General features: G+C 67.4%; 24 protein-coding genes, 1 tRNA gene and 1 riboswitch. Of the genes, 9 read left to right on the top strand and 16 right to left on the bottom strand.

Translation table 11 applies throughout. The features are described from left to right. Positions 1-17: 17 nt before the first annotated feature. The 10 genes from ACUJ46_RS04330 to tkt all read right to left on the bottom strand — a co-directional run bounded on the left by ACUJ46_RS04330 (position 18) and on the right by tkt (position 9,051). Entirely contained in the window at positions 18-647 is a 630-nt protein-coding gene (locus ACUJ46_RS04330; protein ID WP_445389207.1) for an NADH-quinone oxidoreductase subunit C, read from the bottom strand. Positions 648-658: 11 nt separating this feature from the next. Continuing rightward, on the bottom strand, positions 659-1,270 hold the full coding sequence (locus ACUJ46_RS04325; RefSeq protein ID WP_445389206.1) for a NuoB/complex I 20 kDa subunit family protein: 612 nt from the start codon (positions 1,268-1,270) through the stop codon (positions 659-661). Next, positions 1,267-1,662, bottom strand: coding sequence for an NADH-quinone oxidoreductase subunit A (ndhC, locus tag ACUJ46_RS04320; RefSeq protein WP_445389205.1), 396 nt, complete (start codon positions 1,660-1,662; stop codon positions 1,267-1,269). The genes ACUJ46_RS04325 and ndhC overlap by 4 nt, the downstream gene beginning before the upstream one ends. Before the next feature lie 87 nt (positions 1,663-1,749). Continuing rightward, positions 1,750-2,547, bottom strand: coding sequence for an inositol monophosphatase family protein (locus ACUJ46_RS04315; protein ID WP_445389204.1), 798 nt, complete (start codon positions 2,545-2,547; stop codon positions 1,750-1,752). Positions 2,548-2,615: 68 nt separating this feature from the next. After that, complete coding sequence (gene efp / locus ACUJ46_RS04310) at positions 2,616-3,179, bottom strand: elongation factor P (protein ID WP_445389203.1); 564 nt, start codon at positions 3,177-3,179, stop codon at positions 2,616-2,618. 36 nt (positions 3,180-3,215) lie between these two features. After that, positions 3,216-3,896, bottom strand: coding sequence for a thiamine phosphate synthase (gene thiE / locus ACUJ46_RS04305; protein WP_445389202.1), 681 nt, complete (start codon positions 3,894-3,896; stop codon positions 3,216-3,218). Further along, on the bottom strand, positions 3,893-4,807 hold the full coding sequence (locus tag ACUJ46_RS04300) for a class I fructose-bisphosphate aldolase (protein WP_445389201.1): 915 nt from the start codon (positions 4,805-4,807) through the stop codon (positions 3,893-3,895). Before ACUJ46_RS04300 ends, thiE begins: the two co-directional genes overlap by 4 nt. Further along, complete coding sequence (locus ACUJ46_RS04295) at positions 4,804-6,012, bottom strand: phosphoglycerate kinase (RefSeq protein ID WP_445389528.1); 1,209 nt, start codon at positions 6,010-6,012, stop codon at positions 4,804-4,806. Before ACUJ46_RS04295 ends, ACUJ46_RS04300 begins: the two co-directional genes overlap by 4 nt. After that, entirely contained in the window at positions 6,009-7,013 is a 1,005-nt protein-coding gene (gap, locus tag ACUJ46_RS04290) for a type I glyceraldehyde-3-phosphate dehydrogenase (protein WP_445389200.1), read from the bottom strand. Before gap ends, ACUJ46_RS04295 begins: the two co-directional genes overlap by 4 nt. Before the next feature lie 49 nt (positions 7,014-7,062). Beyond that, positions 7,063-9,051 (bottom strand): transketolase, encoded by a 1,989-nt coding sequence (tkt, locus tag ACUJ46_RS04285; RefSeq protein WP_445389199.1) that lies wholly within the window; start codon positions 9,049-9,051, stop codon positions 7,063-7,065. 277 nt (positions 9,052-9,328) lie between these two features. Here tkt and ACUJ46_RS04280 point away from each other — a divergent pair, with 277 nt between their 5' ends. The 6 genes from ACUJ46_RS04280 (at position 9,329) to ACUJ46_RS04255 (ending at position 12,343) form a co-directional block, all read left to right on the top strand. Next, positions 9,329-9,490: a hypothetical protein gene (locus tag ACUJ46_RS04280; RefSeq protein ID WP_445389198.1), complete on the top strand. Its 162-nt coding sequence runs from the start codon at positions 9,329-9,331 to the stop codon at positions 9,488-9,490. Beyond that, positions 9,483-9,800, top strand: coding sequence for a cell division protein ZapA (locus ACUJ46_RS04275; protein ID WP_445389197.1), 318 nt, complete (start codon positions 9,483-9,485; stop codon positions 9,798-9,800). The genes ACUJ46_RS04280 and ACUJ46_RS04275 overlap by 8 nt, the downstream gene beginning before the upstream one ends. Positions 9,801-10,143: 343 nt before the next feature. Then, positions 10,144-10,752: a 5-formyltetrahydrofolate cyclo-ligase gene (locus tag ACUJ46_RS04270; protein WP_445389196.1), complete on the top strand. Its 609-nt coding sequence runs from the start codon at positions 10,144-10,146 to the stop codon at positions 10,750-10,752. Then, positions 10,749-10,958 (top strand): DUF2842 domain-containing protein, encoded by a 210-nt coding sequence (locus tag ACUJ46_RS04265; protein WP_445389195.1) that lies wholly within the window; start codon positions 10,749-10,751, stop codon positions 10,956-10,958. Before ACUJ46_RS04270 ends, ACUJ46_RS04265 begins: the two co-directional genes overlap by 4 nt. After that, the gene (locus ACUJ46_RS04260; protein WP_445389194.1) at positions 10,955-11,284 is read left to right on the top strand and encodes a chorismate mutase; all 330 of its coding nucleotides are present in this window, start codon (positions 10,955-10,957) and stop codon (positions 11,282-11,284) included. Before ACUJ46_RS04265 ends, ACUJ46_RS04260 begins: the two co-directional genes overlap by 4 nt. Positions 11,285-11,347: 63 nt before the next feature. After that, a complete protein-coding gene (locus ACUJ46_RS04255) occupies positions 11,348-12,343 on the top strand; it encodes an NADPH:quinone oxidoreductase family protein (RefSeq protein WP_445389193.1) in 996 nt (331 codons plus the stop codon). 86 nt (positions 12,344-12,429) lie between these two features. On the opposite strand, the gene ACUJ46_RS04250 is transcribed toward ACUJ46_RS04255, so the two are convergent. Then, positions 12,430-12,506: transfer RNA gene (locus ACUJ46_RS04250), tRNA-Asp, on the bottom strand. Between the two features lie 122 nt (positions 12,507-12,628). Here ACUJ46_RS04250 and hemF point away from each other — a divergent pair. Continuing rightward, positions 12,629-13,513: an oxygen-dependent coproporphyrinogen oxidase gene (hemF, locus tag ACUJ46_RS04245; protein ID WP_445389192.1), complete on the top strand. Its 885-nt coding sequence runs from the start codon at positions 12,629-12,631 to the stop codon at positions 13,511-13,513. A 27-nt stretch (positions 13,514-13,540) separates the two neighbouring features. Here the strand turns inward: hemF and ACUJ46_RS04240 are convergent, their stop codons facing one another. The 5 genes from ACUJ46_RS04240 to ACUJ46_RS04220 form a co-directional block, all read right to left on the bottom strand. Beyond that, the gene (locus ACUJ46_RS04240) at positions 13,541-14,320 is read right to left on the bottom strand and encodes an ABC transporter ATP-binding protein (RefSeq protein ID WP_445389191.1); all 780 of its coding nucleotides are present in this window, start codon (positions 14,318-14,320) and stop codon (positions 13,541-13,543) included. An 8-nt stretch (positions 14,321-14,328) separates the two neighbouring features. Next, positions 14,329-15,297, bottom strand: a complete 969-nt coding sequence (locus tag ACUJ46_RS04235; protein WP_445389190.1) for a FecCD family ABC transporter permease — start codon at positions 15,295-15,297, stop codon at positions 14,329-14,331. Further along, entirely contained in the window at positions 15,294-16,076 is a 783-nt protein-coding gene (locus ACUJ46_RS04230) for an ABC transporter substrate-binding protein (protein WP_445389189.1), read from the bottom strand. Before ACUJ46_RS04230 ends, ACUJ46_RS04235 begins: the two co-directional genes overlap by 4 nt. Further along, entirely contained in the window at positions 16,063-17,970 is a 1,908-nt protein-coding gene (locus ACUJ46_RS04225) for a TonB-dependent receptor plug domain-containing protein (RefSeq protein WP_445389188.1), read from the bottom strand. Before ACUJ46_RS04225 ends, ACUJ46_RS04230 begins: the two co-directional genes overlap by 14 nt. A gap of 122 nt (positions 17,971-18,092) precedes the next feature. After that, positions 18,093-18,302: riboswitch (cobalamin riboswitch) on the bottom strand. 72 nt (positions 18,303-18,374) lie between these two features. Then, a complete protein-coding gene (locus tag ACUJ46_RS04220) occupies positions 18,375-19,160 on the bottom strand; it encodes an SDR family NAD(P)-dependent oxidoreductase (protein WP_445389187.1) in 786 nt (261 codons plus the stop codon). A 74-nt stretch (positions 19,161-19,234) separates the two neighbouring features. Here ACUJ46_RS04220 and ACUJ46_RS04215 point away from each other — a divergent pair, with 74 nt between their 5' ends. Both ACUJ46_RS04215 and ACUJ46_RS04210 read left to right on the top strand, forming a co-directional pair. Continuing rightward, complete coding sequence (locus ACUJ46_RS04215; RefSeq protein WP_445389186.1) at positions 19,235-20,737, top strand: FGGY family carbohydrate kinase; 1,503 nt, start codon at positions 19,235-19,237, stop codon at positions 20,735-20,737. A gap of 2 nt (positions 20,738-20,739) precedes the next feature. Next, the gene (locus ACUJ46_RS04210; protein WP_445389185.1) at positions 20,740-20,961 is read left to right on the top strand and encodes a hypothetical protein; all 222 of its coding nucleotides are present in this window, start codon (positions 20,740-20,742) and stop codon (positions 20,959-20,961) included. The last annotated feature ends 14 nt before the right edge of the window (positions 20,962-20,975 follow it).

Below are 20,975 nucleotides of genomic sequence, written 5' to 3'. Positions count from 1 at the left end.
GGTCTCGGGCGCGTGGGTCATTGTCCGCCCTCCTGTCCTTCGGCCTTTTCATCGCCGGGCAGCTTCCAGTTCCCTTCCCAGGGAGACAGGAAGTCGAAGTTGCGGAAGTCCTGCTTCAGCCGCACCGGCTCGTAGATCACGCGCCCATGCTCCTCGGAGTAGCGCAGCTCGACATGGCCGGTCAGCGGGAAGTCCTTGCGGAAGGGATGCCCTTCGAAGCCATAGTCGGTGAGGATGCGGCGGAGGTCCGGATTGTTCTCGAAGAAGATGCCGTAGCAGTCCCAGGTCTCGCGCTCGAACCAGCCGGCGCAGGGGAAAAGCGCCGTCACGGAGGGCACGGCCTCGACTTCGTCCGTCGTCACCTTCACCCGGATGCGGCGGTTATGCTTCATCGAAAGCAGGTGATAGTTCACCTCGAACCGCTCGGCCCGATCGGGATAGTCGGCGCCGCAGATGTCGAGCAGCTGCTCATAGGCAAGATCGGGCGTGTCGCGAAGCGTGCGCAGGACCAGCGCGATGGATTCGCGGCGCACCAGAAGCGTCAGCTCGCCGACAGCCTCGGCGGCGTCGATCACATGCTCGCTCAGGATGGAAAGCGCGCGCTCGGCGACACCCTCGTTTCCGGCAACGGCGGGAACATGGCTCATCGCTTGGGCTCCTAGCGCTCGAACGTGCCGGCGCGGCGGATCTTCCGCTGCAGCGCCATGATGCCATAGAGCAGCGCCTCGGCGCTCGGCGGGCAGCCGGGCACATAGATGTCGACCGGAACGATCCGGTCACAGCCGCGCACGACCGAGTAGCTGTAATGATAATAGCCGCCGCCATTGGCGCAGCTTCCCATCGAGATGACGTAGCGCGGCTCGGGCATCTGATCATAGACGCGGCGGAGCGCAGGGGCCATCTTGTTGCACAGCGTGCCGGCCACGATCATCACGTCGGACTGGCGTGGCGAAGCGCGCGGCGCAGCGCCGAAGCGCTCCATGTCGTAATCCGGCATGGAGGCGTGCATCATCTCGACGGCGCAGCAGGCAAGGCCGAAGGTCATCCACCAGAGCGAGCCGGTGCGCGCCCAGTGCGTCAGATCCTCGAGGCTGGTGACAAGGAAGCCCTTGTTGTCCAGCTCCTTGCCGACATCGGCAAAAAACTGGTCACCGGCGGAAAGCGGGGTGCCATCGGGCCGCACGAGGCCGCCCGATGCCTTGCTGGCGCCGGGGGCGCCGGCTGTGTTCAGGGCGCCGGGGGCGCCGGAGGCGAGAGCGTTGCCCATCATTCCCAGTCCAGAGCTCCCTTCTTCCATTCATAGATGAAGCCGACCGTGAGAACGCCGAGGAAAAGCATCATGGAGCCCCAGGCGAAAACGAGATCCGGCCCCATTTCCTTCAGGCTGACAGCCCAGGGAAAGAGGAAGGCAACCTCGAGGTCGAAGATGATGAACAGGATAGACACAAGATAGAAGCGCACGTCGAACTGGCCGCGCGCGGACGAGAAGGCGGGGAAGCCGCTTTCATATTCCGACAGCTTGCCGCTGTAGGGCTTGTTCGTGCCGACCACGTTCGAGACGAGGATCGGCAGGGCCACGAAGGCGAGCGCGAACAGGATCGCGACGCCGAAGAAGAGAAGAATCGGGAGATACTCCCGTCCGATGTCGGCAAGCTCTGGCATGGCGGTTCCTCTAGGGAAGCTGGCGCGGCCCGGCAAGCATCAGAATGGCCGCAATGACCATGCCGCCGAGCGGAAAACCGGGGTCTGCTAGCGCAGCGCTCCGGCAACCAGCCTGTGCAGCCTCGAATGGATCTGGTCATTGGCGGCGATCACCTCGCGGCGCTCCACCATCTGTTCGCTGCCGCGGAAGTCGGTCACGAAGCCGCCGGCCTCCTTCACCAGAAGCATGCCGGCCGCCACGTCCCAGTGGCTCAGCCCCTGTTCCCAGAAGCCATCGAAACGCCCGGCCGCGACCCAGGCGAGATCGAGGCTCGCGGCACCGAAGCGGCGGATGCCGGCGACTTCGGGCATGACATTGTGGAGGATCGACTCGAACTCGGCCTGCTTCCCATGGCCCATATAGGGAATGCCGGTGGCAAGCAGCGCCTGATCGAGATCGCGCCGCCCCGAAACCCTGAGCCTTGCGTTGTGAAGCCAGGCGCCACGCCCGCGCTCGGCCCAGAAACTCTCGTCCGTCAGCGGCTGGTAGATCATGCCGGCCACCACCACGCCCAGATGCTCGACGGCGATCGATATGGCGAAATGGGGAATGCCGTGCAGGAAATTGCTGGTGCCATCCAGCGGGTCGATGATGAAGCGCGGCGAATCCGCTTCCTCGCCTGGAATCTCTCCGCCCTCTTCCAGCAGGAAGCCCCAGCCAGGCCTCGCCTTCTGCAGTTCCTCGACAAGGGTGTTCTCGGCTGCCCTGTCGGCCTGCGAGACGAAATCCGCCGGCCCCTTGCGGGACACCTGAAGCTGGCTGACCTCGCCGAAGTCGCGGCGCAGGCGCGGCGCCGCCTTGCGGCAGGCCCGCTCCATGACGGTGATGATGGCGGATTGCGACACGCTGTTCTCCCTTGCGCCGCCATGCCTTCTTCGGCGCGGCGGACGTGGGCCACTCCTGAAGTCGGGCCTCAGTCGGCCCGGCGGACGTAGGCCTGTTCGTAAACGTCGACGATGATGCGCGTGCCGCTTCCAATATGCGGCGGCACCATGATGCGGACGCCATTGTCAAGGATCGCGGGCTTGTAGCTGGACGAAGCCGTCTGCCCCTTCACCACGGCGTCGGCCTCGACGATGGTGCATTCGACCTGATCGGGCAGCTGCACGCTGAGCGGCCGCTCCTCGTAGAGTTCCATGGTGACGTCCATGCCATCCGAGAGGAAGGCCGCTGCATCGCCGAGAAGATCGCGCGGCAGGGTCACCTGATCGTAGGTATCCTTGTCCATGAAGACGAGATTGTCGTCCTCGGCATAAAGATACTGGAAATCCTTGGTATCGAGACGGACCCGTTCCACTGTTTCCGCCGAGCGGAAACGAACGTTGGTCTTGCGGCCGTCGATGAGGTTCTTCATCTCGACCTGCATATAGGCCCCGCCCTTGCCCGGCTGGGTGTGCTGGGTCTTGACGGCGCGCCAGATGCCGCCCTCATACTCGATGATGTTGCCGGGACGGATGTCGACGCCGCTGATCTTCATGGATTCACCTGTGGGCTTGAAAGAGCGTGGCGCGCCTTAGCGCATCGCACGGGCGAATGCCAAGATGGCCTCTGCGGGATCCTCCGCATTCCAGACGCCGGCAGACACCGCGAGGAAATCCGCCCCTGCCTCGACGAGCGGGCGGCAATTGTCGGCGGTGATCCCGCCGATCGCCACGCACGGGATGGGGCTGATCCCGGTCCACCAGGCGAGAATGTCGGGGCTGGCATGATGCGCGACCGTCTTGGTGCCGGTGGGATAAAAGGCCCCGAAGGCGACATAATTGGCCCCGGCCTCCCCTGCCTCCATGGCGAGGTGCCGGCTGTCGTGGCAGGTCACGCCGATCTGGGCGTCATGGCCGAGAAGGCGACGCGCCGATTCGACGCTGCCATCCGACTGGCCGAGATGGACGCCATCGGCGCCACATGCCTTTGCGAGATCGGCGCGGTCGTTCAGGATGAAGGCGACATCATGAGCGGCGCAGATGGGCATCAGCCGGGCCGCCGCCGAAAGGATGGCGTCATCCGGCACGCCCTTCAGCCGCAGCTGATAGGCCGCAACCGGGCCGCCTCCGGACGCGCCGCCCGCCTTGAGCGCAGCGTCAAGGGCTGCCGCATGCGCCTCGATATCGGGCGCCGGCGGCGAAATCAGGTAGAGCTGGCAGGGAGGACGCGCCTCCCTGCCGAACCCGTCGAGACTGTCGGTGGTCCCGCTCATTCCTTGTTAAGATAGATGCGGACGATGCGGTCGAGCAGCGCCAGCGCTTCCTCGCGCGGGCGCTGGAAGCTGTTGCGGCCGATGATCGAGCCATTGCCGCCGCCGTCACGGATGGCGCGGGCATCCTCGTAGACAGCGTCGGCGCCCTTGGTCGCGCCGCCCGAGAAGACGACGAGACGGCGACCGTTGAAGCAGCTCTGCACCACATGGGCGACACGCTTGGCCTGGGTCGACCAGTCGCCGCCCTCATAGGCCTTTTTCGCATCCTTCTGCTCGATATGGTCGGACGGCAGCTTCACCTTGATGATGTGGGCGCCGGCAAGCGCCGCCATATGCGCCGCATAGGCCCCGACATCGAGCGCCAGCTCCCCTTCCTTGGAAAGCGCGCCGCCGCGCGGATAGGACCAGATGACGGTGGCGATGCCGACGGACTTGGCTTCGGCCGACAGTTCGCGGATTTCCTCGAGCAGTTCGAAGAAATATTCGGAACCCGGATAGATGGTGAAGCCGATGGCCGAGCAGCCGAGGCGCAGCGCATCATCGACCGAAGCGGTCACGGCCTGGTCCTTGGCGTCGGCCCAGCTGTTGGAGCTGTTGGCCTTCAGGATCGTCGGGATCTGGCCGGCGAAAGTGTCGGCGCCGGCTTCCAGCATGCCGAGCGGAGCCGCAAAGGCGTTGAGGCCGGCATCGATCGCCAGCTGAAAATGATAATGGGGGTCATAGCCGGCCGGATTGGGCGCGAAGCTGCGCGCCGGTCCATGTTCAAAGCCCTGGTCGACGGGCAGGATCACCATCTTGCCCGTGCCGCCGAGGCGGCCCGCCATCAGCATGCGGGCGATATTGGCCTTGGTGCCGGGGTTGTCGCTCTCGTAATTGGCCAGAATCTTGCGGACAGTCTTGGTCATCTTCATGCGTGATCTCCTGATTTCAGGGCTTCCACGCCGGGAAGCGCCTTGCCTTCCATCCATTCCAGAAACGCGCCGCCAGCTGTCGACACGAAGGTGAAGCTGTCGGCGACGCCAGCGTGATTGAGCGCCGCGACCGTGTCGCCGCCGCCGGCGACCGAAACAAGTGCGCCTTCCTGCGTAAGCGCAGCAGCGGTCCGGGCCAGCGCCACGGTTGCTGTATCGAAGGGCTCCAGTTCGAAGGCGCCCAGCGGCCCGTTCCAGATCAGCGTCGCGCAGGTCTTCAGCGCATCGCCGAGCGCCTCGACAGCGTGCGGCCCGAGGTCGAGGATCATTTCCTCCGCCTCGACATGGTGCACGTTCACGATGCGGTTGTCGGCATGGGCCTTGAATTCGTGCGCCACCACCACGTCCCACGGCAGGTGCACGGTGCAGCCAGCCGCTTCGGCGCGGGCGAGAATGTCGCGCGCGGTATCGGCGAGGTCGTGCTCGCACAGGCTCTTGCCAACCGCGATGCCCTTGGCGGCGAGGAAGGTGTTGGCCATGCCGCCGCCGATGATCAGATGATTCACCTTGCCGACAAGGTTCGTCAGAACGTCGAGCTTGGTCGAGACCTTGGCGCCGCCGACAACGGCCGCTACCGGGCGTCTGGGCTGGCCGAGCGCTGCTTCCAGCGCCTTCAGCTCGGCTTCCATCGCCCGGCCGGCAAAGGCCGGAAGCACATGGGCCAGGCCCTCGGTCGAGGCGTGGGCGCGATGCGCCGCCGAGAAGGCGTCGCTGACGAAGAAATCGCCCAGAAGCGCCATGGCGGCGACAAGGCCGGGGTCGTTCTTTTCCTCGCCCTTGTGGAAACGGGTGTTCTCGAGGACCGTGATGCTGCCATCGGCGAGCTTGCGGGTTTCGTCCGCCATGTCGGCGCCCTGGCAATCGGCAAGGAAGCCGACGCTGCGGCCGAGCACGTCGGCCAGCGCCGGCACCACCATGCCCAGCGACATGTCTTCACGCACCTCGCCCTTCGGCCGCCCGAAGTGCGACAGGACAAGCACCTTCGCCCCCCTGTCGGCCAGTTCGGCAAGAGTCGGCACGGCTGCGGCAAGACGGGTCGCGTCGGAAACGGCGCCCCCCTGCATCGGCACGTTGAGATCGCAGCGGACCAGCACGCGCTGGCCCGCCAGATCCCCCGGCATGTCGTCGAGCGAGCGGAACATCAGAGGAAGCGGCCCATCGCCACCGCAGTGTCCGCCATGCGGTTCGAGAAGCCCCACTCATTGTCGTACCAGGAGACAACGCGGACGAGTTTGCCCTCGATCACGGCCGTTTCCAGGCTGTCCACCGTGGAGGAAGCCGGGACATGGTTGAGGTCGATGGAGACCAGCGGCTCGTCCGAATAGTCGAGGATGCCCTTCAGGGCGCCTTCGGACGCGGCCTTCAGCGCCGCATTCACTTCTTCCTTCGTGGTGTCGCGGCCGGGCACGAAGGTGAGGTCGACAAGGCTGACGTTCGGGGTCGGCACGCGGACGGCCGAGCCGTCGAGCTTGCCCTTCAGTTCCGGCAGCACTTCGCCGACGGCGCGGGCAGCGCCCGTGGTTGTCGGGATCATCGACACGCCGGCAGCGCGCGCGCGGCGCATGTCGGAGTGGATCTGGTCGAGGATCTTCTGGTCGTTGGTGTAGGCGTGGATGGTCGTCATCAGGCCGCGCTCGATGCCGACGAGGTCGTTCATCACCTTGGCGACCGGAGCGAGGCAGTTGGTGGTGCAACTGGCGTTGGAGACGATGCGGTGATCGCCCGTCAGCTTGTCGTGGTTGACGCCATAGACGACGGTAAGATCGACACCCTTGCCCGGCGCCGAGATCAGCACCCGCCTGGCGCCCGCCTCGAGGTGCGCGCCCGCCTTGTCGGCATCGGTGAAGAAGCCGGTGCACTCGAGCGCGATGTCGACGCCCAGTTCCTTGTGCGGCAGCTTCGAGGGGTCGCGCTCGGCGGTGACGCGGATGCGCTTGCCGTCGATCACCAGGTCATTGCCATCGGCCTCGACGGTGCCGGGATAGCGGCCATGCACGCTGTCGCGCTTGAACAGCATGGCGTTGGACTTCGCATCGGCGAGGTCGTTGATCGTGACCACCTCGATGTCGGAACGGCCCTGCTCCAGAATGGCCCGCAGAACAAGGCGGCCAATGCGCCCGAACCCGTTGATCGCAACCTTCATCATCCTGCTCCTTGCTCGATCCGCTATGCTTTAGCTGTGTTGAAACCCGGCGTCAGGCCGAGGCGAGGCGGCGCGCCACCCCGTCGGCGATTGCCTCGGCCGTCAGGCCGAAATGGCGGTAGAGATCGGCCGCCGGCGCGGATGCGCCGAAGCTGTCGATCCCGAACATCAGGCCGTCGCGGCCCACGATCCGTTCCCAGCCGAAGGTCGCGCCGGCTTCCACGGAAACCTTGAGCACGTCATCGGGAAGAAGGGCCGCGCGCGCTTCGGCCGGCTGCTCCAGGAACCGCTCCCACGAAGGCATGGAGACGACATCGGCGCCGATGCCCTGCGCTTCCAGACGCTTTGCGGCATCGATCGCCAGACCGACTTCGGAACCGGTCGCCACCAATATGGCCCGGCGCTCCCCGCTGGCGGCGCGCAGGCGATAGGCGCCACCGGCCGAAAGATTCACATCGGCTTCGGTGCGCAGTAGCGCCAGATTCTGCCGGCTCAGCGCCAGCACCGAAGGCCGGTGCGCATCGGCGAGCGCCAGTTCCCAGCATTCGGCCGTCTCGATGGCGTCGGCAGGCCGGTAGACGGCAATGTTGGGCATCGCCCTGAGGGAAGCCAGATGCTCGATCGGCTGGTGCGTCGGGCCATCCTCGCCAAGGCCGATGCTGTCGTGGGTCAGCACATAGATGACGCGCTGGCCCTGAAGCGCCGACAGGCGGATCGCGCCACGGCAATAATCGGCAAAGACAAGGAAGGTGCCGCCATAGGGAATGACGCCGCCATGCAGCGCCAGCCCGTTCATGGCCGCCGCCATGCCGAATTCGCGGATGCCGTAATGGATGTAGCGCCCGCCCGGGTTGGCGGCATCGAGCACGGCCTGGCCGGAAGAGCGGGTGTTGTTGGAGCCGGTGAGGTCGGCCGAACCGCCGATGGTCTCGGGCACTTGGGCATTGATGACGTCGAGCGCCATCTCGGACGCCTTGCGGCTTGCAACCGGCTTGGCGTCGGCCAGCAGTTTCGCCTTGAACGCGGCGAGGGAGAAGCCTTCGGGCAGCTTGCCGGCCTTGCGGCGCTCGAACTCGGCGCGGGCCGGATGCGCTGCAAGGCGGGCTTCCCACGCCTTGCGCGCCTCGGCGCCACGGGCGCCGGCACGCGCCCAGGATGCTGCGACATCGGCGGGAATTTCGAAAGGCGCGGCCTTCCAGCCAAGCTTCTCGCGCGCGCCGGCGATCTCGCTCGCCCCCAGTGGCGAGCCATGCGTCTTTTCGGAGCCGGCCTTGGTGGGCGCGCCAAAACCGATGACAGTGCGGCACTGCACCAGGCTCGGCAGGTCGCTGGCCTGTGCTTCAGAAAGCGCCGCACGGATCGAGGCCGGGTCGTGCCCGTCGCAGGAAACGACATGCCAGCCGGCAGCCCGGAAGCGGGCGGGCACATCCTCGCTCGAAGCCATGGCAATCGGGCCATCGATGGAAATGCCGTTGTCGTCCCAGAGAATGTTGAGGCCACCAAGCTTCAGATGGCCGGCGATGCCGATCGCCTCGTGGCTGATGCCTTCCATCAGGCAGCCGTCGCCGGCGATCACCCAGGTCCGGTGGTCGACGATGTCGGCGCCGAATTCCGCCTTCAGGTGGCGTTCGGCAATCGCCATGCCGACAGCCGTTGCAAGGCCCTGCCCCAACGGGCCGGTCGTTGTTTCGACACCGGGCAGTTCATGCTGTTCCGGGTGGCCGGCGCAGGGGCTGCCAAGCTGGCGGAAGCGCCGGATGTCATCCATCGTCGGCTGTTCGAAGCCGCTGAGGTGCAGCAGCGCATAGATCAGCATCGAGCCATGGCCCGCCGAAAGCACGAAACGGTCGCGATCCGCCCAGCGGGGGGCCTTCGGGTCGAACTTCAGGAATTCACCCCACAGCATGGTCGCCACATCGGCCATGCCCATGGGCATTCCCGGGTGGCCGCTGTTGGCGGCTTCCACCGCATCCATGGCGAGTGCGCGAATCGCATTCGCCATCCTGCGCGCTTCGTCGTCTGCCAGCCTGTACGATGCCATTTGGGGCGCCCTGTCCTCGGATGTTCAATGAAGGTCGTGTGGCCCGTTCAGGCCCGATTCGCGACACGCCGAGTCTGCTGCCAGACATGGCGTGGCGCCTCCCTTGCAAAGCAACTGACATAAATCAACGTCGCGCGGCTTCGGCAAGGCCACATGGCGCGTCCTTGCAAAGTGTAGACAATTTCTTACCTTTCCGTGGCAAGATATTGAAAGACCACCTCTTGACGGGAAAGGCGATTCCGTATCATCCGTATTCCGACACCTTGGGATGAGCGCGATGACTGATATCCTTGCGCGGATCGATGCCGCTTTGCGGCGTGCGGAAACCGCGGCCGACAGGCTTGACCGACGCCACCGTGCCCTGCGCACGGCGACCCGGGAAACCGTGTCCGAGCTCGACCGCCTCATCGAGGTGGAACGGCGGCGGAGCAATGGCTGAAGTCGCCCTCAGCATAGGCGGCAGATCCTATCGCCTGGCCTGCCGCGATGGCGAGGAAGACGAGCTGCGCGCGGCAGCGGGCCTGCTCGATGCGCGCATGACGGCCCTGGTCGAGAATCTCGGAACCGTGGCCGAGGCCCGGCTGCTGCTGATGGCCGCGCTGCTCGTCAGCGGTGAGCTGATCGACCGCGATCGCGACGGCCCTTCGGGCAGCAGGGGGCCATATACGGACGCCGCCGCTCTCGAAACGCTGGCCCGGCGCGCGGAACTTCTTGCAGACAGGCTTGAGAAAGCGGCCGACGCCGCCTAAATCCAGTCGTGGCGGGTTCTGCCCGATGCGCGCAACGAACATCCCTGAGGCGATAAACACATCCAAGGGGGCTGTCCCTGCCGGGATTCCGGTCCTGATCACATGGCTCCCACCTGACGTTCTGGCGTCAGAGGATTTTCAGGCAAACGGTCGATGCGGGCCCGCCACCCTTCCCGCCCCCCCTTTTCCTTGACAGCCTGCCGCGGCAGGCGCGGCCTCGAAATCGCGCCAGCGCCGCTGGTGCGTGCATGATGGGGCTTGCCCACCGCGCCGGAATGCGGACAGTGTCTTGCACAGGTGCTGGAACATATGTGCTGGAATACTGGGGGGAGACAGGCGCCAGATGACGACAACCGGCACGCGCATCGCCGCACGCAAGGAACAGCGCGCCCACGCCCGCGAAATCCGGGCCGCCTTCACCGCCGCCCTGTCGGCCCCGGCCCGTGCCGCGCTCGAGCAGGCCCTGGCCGAAAGGGTGGTGCCGCACCTAGGGTCGCCCGGGATCCTCGGAAGCTATGCCCCGGCCGGCTCGGAAATCGCGCCGGCAGCCGTGGAACGGGCCGCCCGGGCGCTCGGCTGGCTGCTCGCCTTTCCCCGTGTCACCGGCCCACAGCCGCTGGACTATCATCTCGCCGGGCCGGAAGATCTCGTGCCCGGCTTCCGGGGCATATTCCAGCCGCCAGAGGACAGGCCCGCAGCGCGGCCGGACGTGGTGCTGGTGCCGCTTCTGGAAGCCGACCGCCGCGGCCACAGGCTTGGCCAGGGCGGCGGCCACTATGACCGCACCCTCGCCAGCCTCAGGTCTTCCGGCCCGCTGCTCGCAATCGGCCTCGCCTGGGACGTGCAGATCGTGCCGGCAATCGAAGCCGAACCATGGGACCAGCCGCTCGACGCCATTGCGACACCTTCGGACTTCCACCACGCCGGCGCTGCGGCTAGACGCACGGGATGACACCAAGCCTTCGCCGGCCGCTGGGCATTCTCGCCCTCCTTGCCGGCATATTCGCCTATGCCATTTTCGTCGTCTGGCTGTTCGAGCCGGTGGCGACCCTTCATCCGCTGATCCAGCTGCCCATATGGCTGGTGCTGGGCATCGCCTGGGTGTTTCCGGTGAAGCCCCTTCTCGTCTGGATCGAAACAGGAAAGTGGCGCCCATGAGCCGCATCCCGCCCGAAGCCTGCGAGACGATGGCCGAGGTGCGCGCCGGGGTCGATTCGATCGACCGCGCCCTTGTCACGCTTCTGGCCGAGCGCATGCGCTTCATGGATGCGGCCGCCCGCATCAAGCCCGGCCGCAACATGGTGCGGGACGAGCCGCGCAAGGCGCAGGTGATCGCCAATGCGCAGCGCGAGGCCGAGGCCCTGGGCCTCGACCCGGCACTGGTCGGCCAGCTGTGGGAACAGCTGGTCGAAGCCTCCATCGCGCATGAAACCATCATGTGGGACAGGCTGCGCGCCCAAGGCGACGACAACGCCCGCGATTGACCCGCAACGCCCCGACGGCGCATCACCCCGCTCAGGCCAGCGGCCAGACCCCGAGGAGACGCCATGAGGATCGTTGAAGCCCAATCGCTCGACAGCATCGCGGATTATCAGCTCAAGGAAGCCGGAATGCCCGCGCCGGCGGACGGCGAGGTGCTGGTGCGCGTCTCTGCCTGCGGTGTCGGCTATGTCGATGCGCTGGTCTCGCTTGGACGCTATCAGGTGAAGCCGCCGCTTCCCCATGTGCCCGGCCAGGAAGCTGGCGGCTGGATCGAGGCCGTGGGCGCCGGCGTGAAGGGGCTGACCCCCGGGCAGCGCGTGATGGCGACCGTGCGCGGCGGCTTTGCCGATTTTGCCATCGCGCCAGCCGCCATGGCCACCCCCGTGCCCGACGCAATGAGCCTCGCGCAAGCCGCAGGCTTCCGCATCAACCACCTGACCGCGCTGCACGGCCTTCGCGACAGGGCCAGGCTGCAGCCAGGCGAACATCTTCTGGTGCTTGGCGCGGCGGGCGGTGTCGGCATGGCGGCCGTGCAGGTCGGCAGAATATTGGGCGCGCGCGTGATCGCTGCGGCATCGAGCGAGGAGAAGCGGGCGCATTGCCTTGCCCATGGCGCGGACGCCGTCATCGACACGCAGGAAGAAGGCTGGCGGGACAGGCTGAAGGCGGCCAGCGGCGGCCGTGGCCCCGATGTCATCTTCGATCCCGTATGCGGGCCGCTTTTCCAGCCCGCCTTCCGCTCGCTGGCATGGGGCGGGCGGCATCTGGTCGTCGGCTTCGTGGGCGGGCCAATCCCCGCCCTGCCGGCCAATCTCACCCTGATGAAGGGCGCGGGCCTGCTGGGTGTCGATGTGCGGCAATTCCTGCTGTTCGAAGGCAGGCGCGCCGCCGGGCAGCTGGATGAGCTTCTGGGCTGGGTCGCGGATGGTCGGCTCGACCCGCCTGTCGGCCGATGCTTCGCCTTCGAGGATTTTGCCGCCGCGCTGGAATTCGCCCTGTCGGGCAAGGGGCTCGGCAAGACGGTCCTGACCGTCGCGAGCGAGGACGCGCCGCCGGATTGAGGGGCAGCGACAGGAATCAGATTGTCTGTGGGGTTTATTTTCCCCGGGATATCAGTGTTTTGAAACAACTGTTATCCCGGGGGAAATGGCGCGAGTGACGGGGCTCGAACCCGCGACCTCCGGCGTGACAGGCCGGCACTCTAACCGACTGAGCTACACCCGCGTTGTGTGGAGCGCCCATCTATTGGCCGGCCGCCGGGCTGTCAAGCGCACAAAGCGGCCGCTTCGAAAATTCTCCGCTGGCAGCCGTTGCCGCCCCGCCCTTCCGGTGGCACTCAGGCGCGCATGACCCAGTTTGATCAGCAACAGCTCGCCGCCGAAGCCTGGTTCCGCTCGCTTCGCGACCGCATCACCGCCGAATTCGAAACGCTGGAGGATGAAGGCGAAAGCCTTCCGGCGCTGACCAATGCCCCGGCTGCACCCGGCCGCTTCGTCTATACCCCCTGGGAGCGGACCGATCACAGCGGCGCACCCGGCGGCGGCGGCACCATGGGCGTGATGAAGGGGCGGGTCTTCGAGAAGGTCGGCGTGAATATCTCGACTGTCCATGGCCAGTTCAACCCGGAGTTCGCGAAGTCCATCCCCGGCGCCGATCAGGATCCCCGATTCTTCGCGACGGGAATCAGCCTTGTCGCCCATATGGCCAACCCGCATGTGCCGGCCGTTCACATGAACACACGCTTCCTCGTCACGTCGAAGCGCTGGTTCGGCGGCGGGGCCGATCTCAACCCTGCCCTCCCGCACGAGGAGGACACCGCCTTCTTCAAACAGGCCTTCGAGCAGGCCTGTGACCGTCACGACCCGGCACACTGGCCGAAATTCTCGGCCTGGTGCGACGAATATTTCTACGTGCCGCACAGGAAGCGCATGCGCGGTGTCGGCGGCATCTTCTATGACTGGCTGAACGTCGAGAAGGAGGGCGATTTCGACCGCAACTTCGACTTCACCCGCGATGTCGGCGAAACCTTCCTGACGACCTTCCCGGCCATCGTGCGCCGCCGCATGGGCCTGCCCTGGACCGAGGAAGACCGCCTCGCCCTGCTGCGCTATCGCGGCCTCTATGCCGAATTCAACCTTGTCTATGACCGGGGCACCACCTTCGGCCTGAAGACGGGCGGAAACATCGACGCCATATTGATGAGCCTGCCCCCCGAAGCCCGCTGGGACTGAACCGCCAGAGAGCGGCAGCCCCTCCCCTCAGCGAACTGGCAGCACCAGCAGCCCGGTCTCGGGGTCGTCGCGGATGACCGCGTCGATCCCATAGGCTTCGCGGATGAGGCCGGGTGTCAGCACGTCGCGCGGCGGGCCTTCACCCAGAAGCCTGCCCCCGGCCAGCAGCATCAGCCTGTCGGCCGCGCGCGCGGCGGCTGAAAGATCATGCACCACCAGCACGACAGCCGCCCCGGCATCGGCCGCGGCCCGGAACAGCGCCAGCGATTGCAATTGGTGGCGCGGATCGAGGTTGGCGAGCGGTTCGTCCGCAAGAATCAGTTGCGGCTCTCCGGCCAGTAGCCGGGCCAGCAGCACGCGCGCCCGCTCCCCGCCGGATAGGCCGAGCACGAGGCGATCGGCCAGAGCCGCCGCGTCCGCCTGTTCCAGCGCCTGTTCGATGGCGGCATGGTCGCTCACCGAAAGCCGGGCGAACGGCCCCAGGTGCGGGGCACGCCCAAGCGCCACGAGATCGCGCACCCTCAGGTTCCAGTGCACTTCGCCGCCCTGGGGCAGATAGCCGATGCGCCGCGCCCGTTCGCGCGCGGGCATGTCAGAAAGCGGCCTGCCATCCAGCAGCACCGCTCCGGCGGACGGCTGCCTCAGCCCTGCCATGACTTCGATCAGGCTCGACTTGCCGGCGCCGTTCGGGCCGAGCAGCACGCACACTTCCCCTGGCCGGATACTGGCGGTGAGGCCCGACAGGATCGTCCGCCCGCCGCGCGCCACGGACAGGTCATGCAGGTCGAGGCTCAGATCGGGACTCATGTGGGGCCTCACGGCAGGCTCTCCCGGTGGCGCCACAGCAGGAACAGGAAAAAGGGCGCGCCGATCAGCGACATGGCGATGCCCAGCTTCAGTTCCACCGGGCCGGGCGCAAGCCTGACAGCCGCATCGGCCAGCAGCAGAAGCGCTGCCCCGCCCAGCGCGGACGGGAAAATCAGGTCGGACGGACGCTCCCCCACAAAGGGGCGCAGGATGTGCGGCACGATGAGGCCGACGAAGCCGACGACCCCGGTGACGGCAACGCCAGCCCCGACGCCGAGGCCGGTGCCCGCAATCACCAGCAGCCGGGTGCGCCACGGATCGACACCAAGCGACCGCGCCGCCGCCTCCCCCAGCGCCAGCGCATCAAGCGCCCGGCCCGTGGGCGCCAGAAGCAGCAGCCCGATGCCCACGAAGGGCAGCACCCGAAGCGCATCGGCAAGGCTGCGGTCCGTCAGCGCTCCCATCAGCCAGGTGACGATCTCGCCAAGGGCAAAGGGGGTGGGCGCAAGGTTGATGAGCAGCGCCGTCAGCGCACCGGCAAGGCTCGACAGGACGACGCCTGCCAGAATGAAGCTTATGGCGCTGGCCGAGCGGCCCGCCATGAGCGCCAGCAGCAGCATCGCGCCAAGAGCCCCCGCCATGCCGAAGGCCGAGACGATGAAGGGCGAGGCGGCCAGCCCCAGGAAGATGGCAAGCACCGCGCCGAGCGCCGCGCTGGCGGAAATGCCGAGCAGGCCGGGATCCGCAAGCGGGTTCCTGAGATAGCCCTGGAGCACCGCCCCCGAAGCCCCCAGCATAGCCCCGATTCCCAACCCGAGAAGCGCACGCGGCAGGCGAAGCTCGGCCATGATGAGCGCCTCGGGCGTGCCGGAAACAAGGCCGAAGGGGCTGATCCAGACCTTTCCGGCTACAAGGCTCGCCCCGAAGGCGAGAAGCGTGACGAGCAACAGGATGGCGAGAAAGCTGCCGCGCTTCATGGCTGGCTGTCCCTGATGGCGGCCAGCCGCCGGGCGGCGGCGATCATGGTGGGGCCGCCGCAGTTCAGCAGGTGACGCGGGAATTCGGCCACACGGATGGGCAGGCGCCGCAGCACGGGATGCAAAGCGTCGGGCCGGTCCGTCAGCAGAAGCGGCGGTGGTTTGGCAGCGAGCGGTTCGAGGGGGAGGATGTCCCACATGGCAAGCCCATGGCTTGCGGCAAGGCTACGAAGGCCGCTGTTCGCCATCAGCGCCTCGGCCAGCGTGCCGGGGCCGGGGACGAGGCCGGACCCCATGCGCATCAGGGCCGGCCTTGGCGGGCCGGGCCGACGCGCCTCGGCCAGCGCCTGCCCAATCCGTCCCGCGAGCGCCTGCCCCCGCCCGGCATGGCCCGCGGCGGTGGCGATGGCGCGCACCTGCGCCAGCGATTGCCCGGCGTCGGCCGGAACGCCGATCGCCAGCATGGGTACACCCAGCCGCTCCAGCGCCGTGCGCGTTGCCAGCGGCGTGTGCGGGGACAGGATGACGAGGTCGGGCTTCAGCGCGATCACCTCTTCGGCCGTGCCGCCATGGGCAGGGATGGCCTCAGCCTGCGCCAGCGGCATGGAGGTCGCCTCCGGATCGTGGGACCAGTGGCTGATGGCGGCAATCTGCCCCCTGTCCGCCACCTCGGCCAGGATGGCGTCGGTGCAGGGGTTCATCGAGACAATGCGCGCTGGCCGCGCCGAAAGCGGCGCAGCCAGCAGCGCAAGCGCCAGCAGAAGGCTAGAAATGCGCACGGACACCGACGGCCGCCTCGCGGCCGGGCTGGCCGTAGAAGCTTGTCGTCTCGTATCGTTCGTCGAACAGGTTGGTCACCCGGCCGAACAGTTCGATGCCCTCGGCAAGCGGGGCGGCGGCGCGGATGTCGGCCAGCACATGACCCGCAATGGGCCGGCTGCTGGCGGCATCGTCGAAACTGCCCGAAACCAGCTGCACCGAGGTGCCGATGCTGAAACCCCGAAAGGCATAATCGAGCGTGGCGGACAGGCTGTGCGCCGGCCGCCGCGCGAGCCTGCGGCCTTCATTGGGGCTGCCGGCGGTGCGGTTGCGCGAATCCGTCCAGCTGTACTGGGCCGAGACATCGAGGCCTTCCACCGGGCGCGCTTCGGCCACCAGTTCCAGCCCGCGCGCTTTGGCGCGCAGCACATTGTCATAGGTGCCAAACGGACGACCTTCGCAGATGGGCGACACCAGGCCGAAGCAGGATACATAATCGATCAGATTGCGGGTGCGACGCTCGAACCAGGTGGCGGAGGCGGTGAAGCCTTCGCTTTCCAGCGCGATGCCCGCATCCCAGCCGATCGCGCGCTCGGGCCGCAGCGCGGCATTGCCATAATCGGAAAAGAGCTGGAACAGCGTCGGCGCCTTGAAGGCTTCGCCATAGCTGGCCTTCAGCCGAAGGGGCGTGCCGGGAATGCGGGCGCTGCCGCTGGCGCCAAGGCTCGTGGCGCCGCCAAAGCGGTCATGCTCGTCATGGCGAACCCCACCGGACAGCGTCACCGCCTCGACAGGCCGCACGATGGCCTGAACGAAGCCGCCATCGAGGGTGGCGCGGGCGCGGAACGGCGCCGGCTCCGGATCCCATGCCGAAGGCGAGGCCGTTTCGAGGCGGGAAACCTCACGCTCCAGACCGCCCGAAATCGACAGAAGATCGGACAGCACCCAGCTTGCCTGCGCGTCCACCCGCTCGAACCGGCCTTCCGAACGGAAGCTGGTGAAGGGTTCAGCCCCGGGCATGAAGTTGCGCCGGAAGGTGTCGGAAATCTGCCAGCCGAGCCGCGCCGTCACGCCGCCCCCGGCATAGCGCAGGCCGGCAGCGCCCGAGACATCGCGCACGCGGCTGCGGTCATCGGTATCGGCGAAGGCGTAGAGGGGCGGCGGGAAGCCATCCATCTCGAATTCCGAGGATTGCAGCCGCCCCCTCAGATCGGCCGTGAAGCCGCCACCGAGCGAGACATCGGCGCGGGCGTGGACGCCATGGCTTTCGAAATCGTCCCGTTCTGCACCACCGCGCGCTTCGGCGAAGCTCGATATGCCGTCGCTGCGCTGCCAGTTGCCGCCCAGCCGCAGCGCAACCGGCCCGAGGGCGATTCCGCCCGTGGCATCGGCCGCCCAGTGCCCGTGCGAACCGCCCTCCACCCGGCCGGACAGCATCCCCCCGGTATCGGGCGCCAGCGTCTCGACGGCAATCACGCCCCCGATGGCCTGGCTTCCCCAGGCAAGGGACTGCGGCCCGCGCAGGATTTCCACGCGGCCAATGCCAGCCGAGGCAAGGGTCCCGAAATCGACACCGCCGCCGGGGCTGGCCGGGTCGGCGACCTTCACGCCATCGATCACCAGCGTCGTGTGCTCGCCCTCGGCGCCGCGAAGGCGGACAGCGGTGAACCCCCCTGCCCCGCCATTGCGGGAAAGGCTGAGTCCGGGTTGCAGGCGCAGCACATCCAGCAGCAGTGGCGCCTGCAACCGCTCGATCTCGGCCCTGTCGATCACGGTGACGGAAACGCCCGCCTCGTCGACGGACATAGGCATGCGGGCGGACACGAGAATGTCGGAGCCAAGGAGTTCGCCCGCGACGGCGGAATCGGACGAGACGAAGGCAAAAAGACAGATTGAGGACAACAAGAGGCGCACAGGCAGAGCCTTTCTTCGCATTGGGTTCGACACAAGCGTCGCCCATGCGAGAAAGCCGCGCCCGGCCGCGCCATGCAGCCGGATGCACCTGCCTCGGTCGCGTCGGAGTCCCCGCCGGCGTGACTGGACGACCGGGGCAGGCAGGTCTCCTGGCTTCCGGGTCATCGGCTGTTGCGAACACCTTCCCGCCGCTTTCACGGCAGTGGCATATGGCTCGCACGCCTACCCGGTTACAGTTGCGGGGACAGCGCCGGACTGGGCGGTTACCCGCCGCACCGGCTTCCCTTTTCACCCTGGCTCACCACCCGGGCACCTGCTCCGATGGGGGGCCTGCTAGGATGTGCGGCGGATTGGCGCAAGCCCCGGCGTTCCCCGATGCGCCCCGGTGGGAGACGCGGAGGCTGCTAGACGAAGCGACCGGGCACGGTCGGGTGGCTGGACGACAGGCCGCCATCGACGGCGATGGCCTGCCCGTTCACATAGCTCGCATCGTCCGACGCGAGGAACAGGGCGACGTTCGCGGCCTCTTCGGGCCGTGCGTAGCGGCGCAGCGGGTTCAGTTGGCCCAGCTTGTGCTCGCTGCCGCGGGCGCGGGCCTGTTCGAAGACCGGCGCTGTCATCCCCGTTTCCGTAAGGCCCGGGCAGATGCAGTTCACGCGCACATTGGTTCCGCCAAGCTGGTTCGCGCTGGTCTGCACAAGGTTGATGACCCCGGCCTTCGACGCCGAATAGGGAATGCCCCCCGCGCCCGACCGCAGGCCAGCGACACTGGCCGTGCACACGATCGAGCCGCCGCCCTGCGGCACCATCACCCGCGCACCTTCGCGGATGGCCAGGAAAACACCGACAAGGTTGACGTGCAGCACGCGTTCCCATTCGGCGACCTGAAGGTCGGCCAGAAGGGTCATGCCGCCGGAAATCCCGGCATTGGCGAAAATCGCATCCAGCCGCCCACGGGCGGCAACCGCGCGATCGACGGCGGACGCGATGAAGGCCTCGTCGGCGGCATCGCCCTGTAGGGCCTGTGCGCACCCGCCATCGGCGTTGATGGCATCCGCCGTTCCGGCAACCGCATCGGCCTGGTCGAGGCAGAAGACGAACGCACCCTCGCGCGCGAATCGCAGGGCGGCTGCCCGGCCGATTCCCGATGCAGCCCCCGTGACCAGAACCGTCCTGTTGCTGAAGCGCATGTCTTTCTCCCTCTTCTCCCTTGCGGACACTGCGGCCTTGCGCCCGCCCGCGCAAGCGGCCAGCAATGGCGGCCATGGATCCGCTGCTGCTCGCCATCGATTCCGGGACCACCTCCACCCGGGCGCTTGCCTTCGACCTCACCGGAAAGCCGGTGGATGTGGCGCAGCATGCCATCAGCCAGCATTTCCCCCGGCCGGGCTGGGTGGAGCATGACGCGGCCGAAATCTGGGCCCTCACCCGCCGGGCCATCGAGGATGTGATGGGCCGCGCAGGTGCGCGTGTCGCCGCCATCGGCCTCACCAACCAGCGCGAGACGATCGTCTTCTGGTCCCGCCGGCGTGGCGAACCGCTGGCGCCCGCCATCGTCTGGCAGGACCGCCGCACCGCCGAGGCCTGCGCCAGACTGCGGACAGACGGCAAGGAAGCCACGGTGCAGGCCATCACCGGGCTTCTGCTCGACCCCTATTTCTCGGCCAGCAAGATCCGCTGGGCGCTCGACACCTGGCCCGATGTCGCGGCCGCCGCCGAAACAGGCGACCTTGCCGTCGGCACCATCGATTCCTGGCTGCTGTGGAAGCTGACCGAAGGCCGCACCCACGCAACGGACGCCAGCAACGCCGCCCGCACCCTGCTGATGGACCTGGGCACCGCCCGCTGGTCGGATGACATGCTGGCGCTGTTCGGCGTGCCGAAAAACGCCCTGCCCGACATCGTGCCGACATGCGGGCCGCTGGCCGAAACCCGGATGTTCGGCCGGGCCATTCCCATTACCGGCATGGCGGGCGACCAGCAGGCGGCCGCCATCGGCCAGGCCTGCCGCGAACCCGGCCTTGCCAAATGCACCTATGGCACCGGCATCTTCCTGCTTGCCCATGCCGGCGCTGAACCACCGAAAAGCCGGAACCGCCTGCTCGCGACCTATCTCGGCTCGGACCCGCTGGCCTATGCGCTGGAAGGCTCCATCTTCGTGGGCGGCGATGCCATCAAATGGCTGCGCGACGGGCTGGGCATCATCGACGCGCCGGCCGAATCCGAGGCGATGGCCCGTTCCGTGCCCGACAGCGGCGGCGTCATCTTCGTGCCCGCCTTCGCCGGCCTTGGCGCGCCGCACTGGCAGCCGCTGGCGCGCGGGCTTCTCACCGGACTGACAGGCGGCACGACACGCGCCCACATCGTGCGCGCGACGCTGGAAGCCATGGGCCAGCAGACCGCCGATCTCATCGACGCCTTCCGCGCCGACGGGGTCAGCCCCACCAGCCTGAAGGTGGATGGCGGCATGGTGGCGAACGACTGGCTGTGCCAGGACATCGCCGACGCGACGGGCCTGGTAGTGGAGCGCCCGCGCAGCATCGAGACGACAGCGCTGGGGGCCGCCATGCTCGCGGGCACGGGCGCCGGGCTCTTTTCCAGCCTTGCGGAAGCCGGGGACGCGATGGTCCATGCCGACCGCCGCTTCACCCCGCAGCAGGAAGATGCGCTAAGAGGCGAACGGCGCGCGGCCTGGAAGCGGGCCGTCGCACAGACGCTTGCCGGGCTGGAACCGGCGCCCGCCACAACCGCCATGAAAGGTGCCTGATCATGTTGAGCTGGGCTTACGGGCTTGCGATGCTGGCGGCCATTGTCCTTCTGCTGGGCGGGGCGAAGCTGTGGGCTAGGGATCGCAAGCGCGCGCTTCTGATGATCGGGGCCGCAGCCGTCACGATCCTGAACGTGATCCTGTGGTCGGGCATGCCGGATGCGGCCCGGCCAGACACAAACCAGCCGGATTCTGCGGGGGTGACAGCGGCGGCCGGGGGCTGATAAGGCCCCCCGAT

The sequence above is a fragment of the Sandaracinobacteroides sp. A072 genome (assembly GCF_052616365.1).
Note: the sequence above shows the minus strand (reverse complement) of the source record. Positions and strands in the feature narration are given on the sequence as shown.

Bases quoted from the DNA above. Each gene is read 5' to 3' on its own strand.
- ACUJ46_RS04265 (WP_445389195.1), top strand. From the start codon at position 10,749: ATGACACCAAGCCTTCGCCGGCCGCTGGGCATTCTCGCCCTCCTTGCC.
- ACUJ46_RS04325 (WP_445389206.1), bottom strand. From the start codon at position 1,270: ATGATGGGCAACGCTCTCGCCTCCGGCGCCCCCGGCGCCCTGAACACA.
- gap (WP_445389200.1), bottom strand. From the start codon at position 7,013: ATGATGAAGGTTGCGATCAACGGGTTCGGGCGCATTGGCCGCCTTGTT.
- hemF (WP_445389192.1), top strand. From the start codon at position 12,629: ATGACCCAGTTTGATCAGCAACAGCTCGCCGCCGAAGCCTGGTTCCGC.
- ACUJ46_RS04270 (WP_445389196.1), top strand. From the start codon at position 10,144: ATGACGACAACCGGCACGCGCATCGCCGCACGCAAGGAACAGCGCGCC.
- ACUJ46_RS04215 (WP_445389186.1), top strand. From the start codon at position 19,235: ATGGATCCGCTGCTGCTCGCCATCGATTCCGGGACCACCTCCACCCGG.
- tkt (WP_445389199.1), bottom strand. From the start codon at position 9,051: ATGGCATCGTACAGGCTGGCAGACGACGAAGCGCGCAGGATGGCGAAT.
- efp (WP_445389203.1), bottom strand. From the start codon at position 3,179: ATGAAGATCAGCGGCGTCGACATCCGTCCCGGCAACATCATCGAGTAT.
- ACUJ46_RS04235 (WP_445389190.1), bottom strand. From the start codon at position 15,297: ATGAAGCGCGGCAGCTTTCTCGCCATCCTGTTGCTCGTCACGCTTCTC.
- thiE (WP_445389202.1), bottom strand. From the start codon at position 3,896: ATGAGCGGGACCACCGACAGTCTCGACGGGTTCGGCAGGGAGGCGCGT.
- ACUJ46_RS04210 (WP_445389185.1), top strand. From the start codon at position 20,740: ATGTTGAGCTGGGCTTACGGGCTTGCGATGCTGGCGGCCATTGTCCTT.
- ACUJ46_RS04330 (WP_445389207.1), bottom strand. From the start codon at position 647: ATGAGCCATGTTCCCGCCGTTGCCGGAAACGAGGGTGTCGCCGAGCGC.
- ACUJ46_RS04220 (WP_445389187.1), bottom strand. From the start codon at position 19,160: ATGCGCTTCAGCAACAGGACGGTTCTGGTCACGGGGGCTGCATCGGGA.
- ACUJ46_RS04300 (WP_445389201.1), bottom strand. From the start codon at position 4,807: ATGAAGATGACCAAGACTGTCCGCAAGATTCTGGCCAATTACGAGAGC.
- ACUJ46_RS04240 (WP_445389191.1), bottom strand. From the start codon at position 14,320: ATGAGTCCCGATCTGAGCCTCGACCTGCATGACCTGTCCGTGGCGCGC.
- ACUJ46_RS04280 (WP_445389198.1), top strand. From the start codon at position 9,329: ATGACTGATATCCTTGCGCGGATCGATGCCGCTTTGCGGCGTGCGGAA.
- ACUJ46_RS04275 (WP_445389197.1), top strand. From the start codon at position 9,483: ATGGCTGAAGTCGCCCTCAGCATAGGCGGCAGATCCTATCGCCTGGCC.
- ndhC (WP_445389205.1), bottom strand. From the start codon at position 1,662: ATGCCAGAGCTTGCCGACATCGGACGGGAGTATCTCCCGATTCTTCTC.
- ACUJ46_RS04255 (WP_445389193.1), top strand. From the start codon at position 11,348: ATGAGGATCGTTGAAGCCCAATCGCTCGACAGCATCGCGGATTATCAG.
- ACUJ46_RS04260 (WP_445389194.1), top strand. From the start codon at position 10,955: ATGAGCCGCATCCCGCCCGAAGCCTGCGAGACGATGGCCGAGGTGCGC.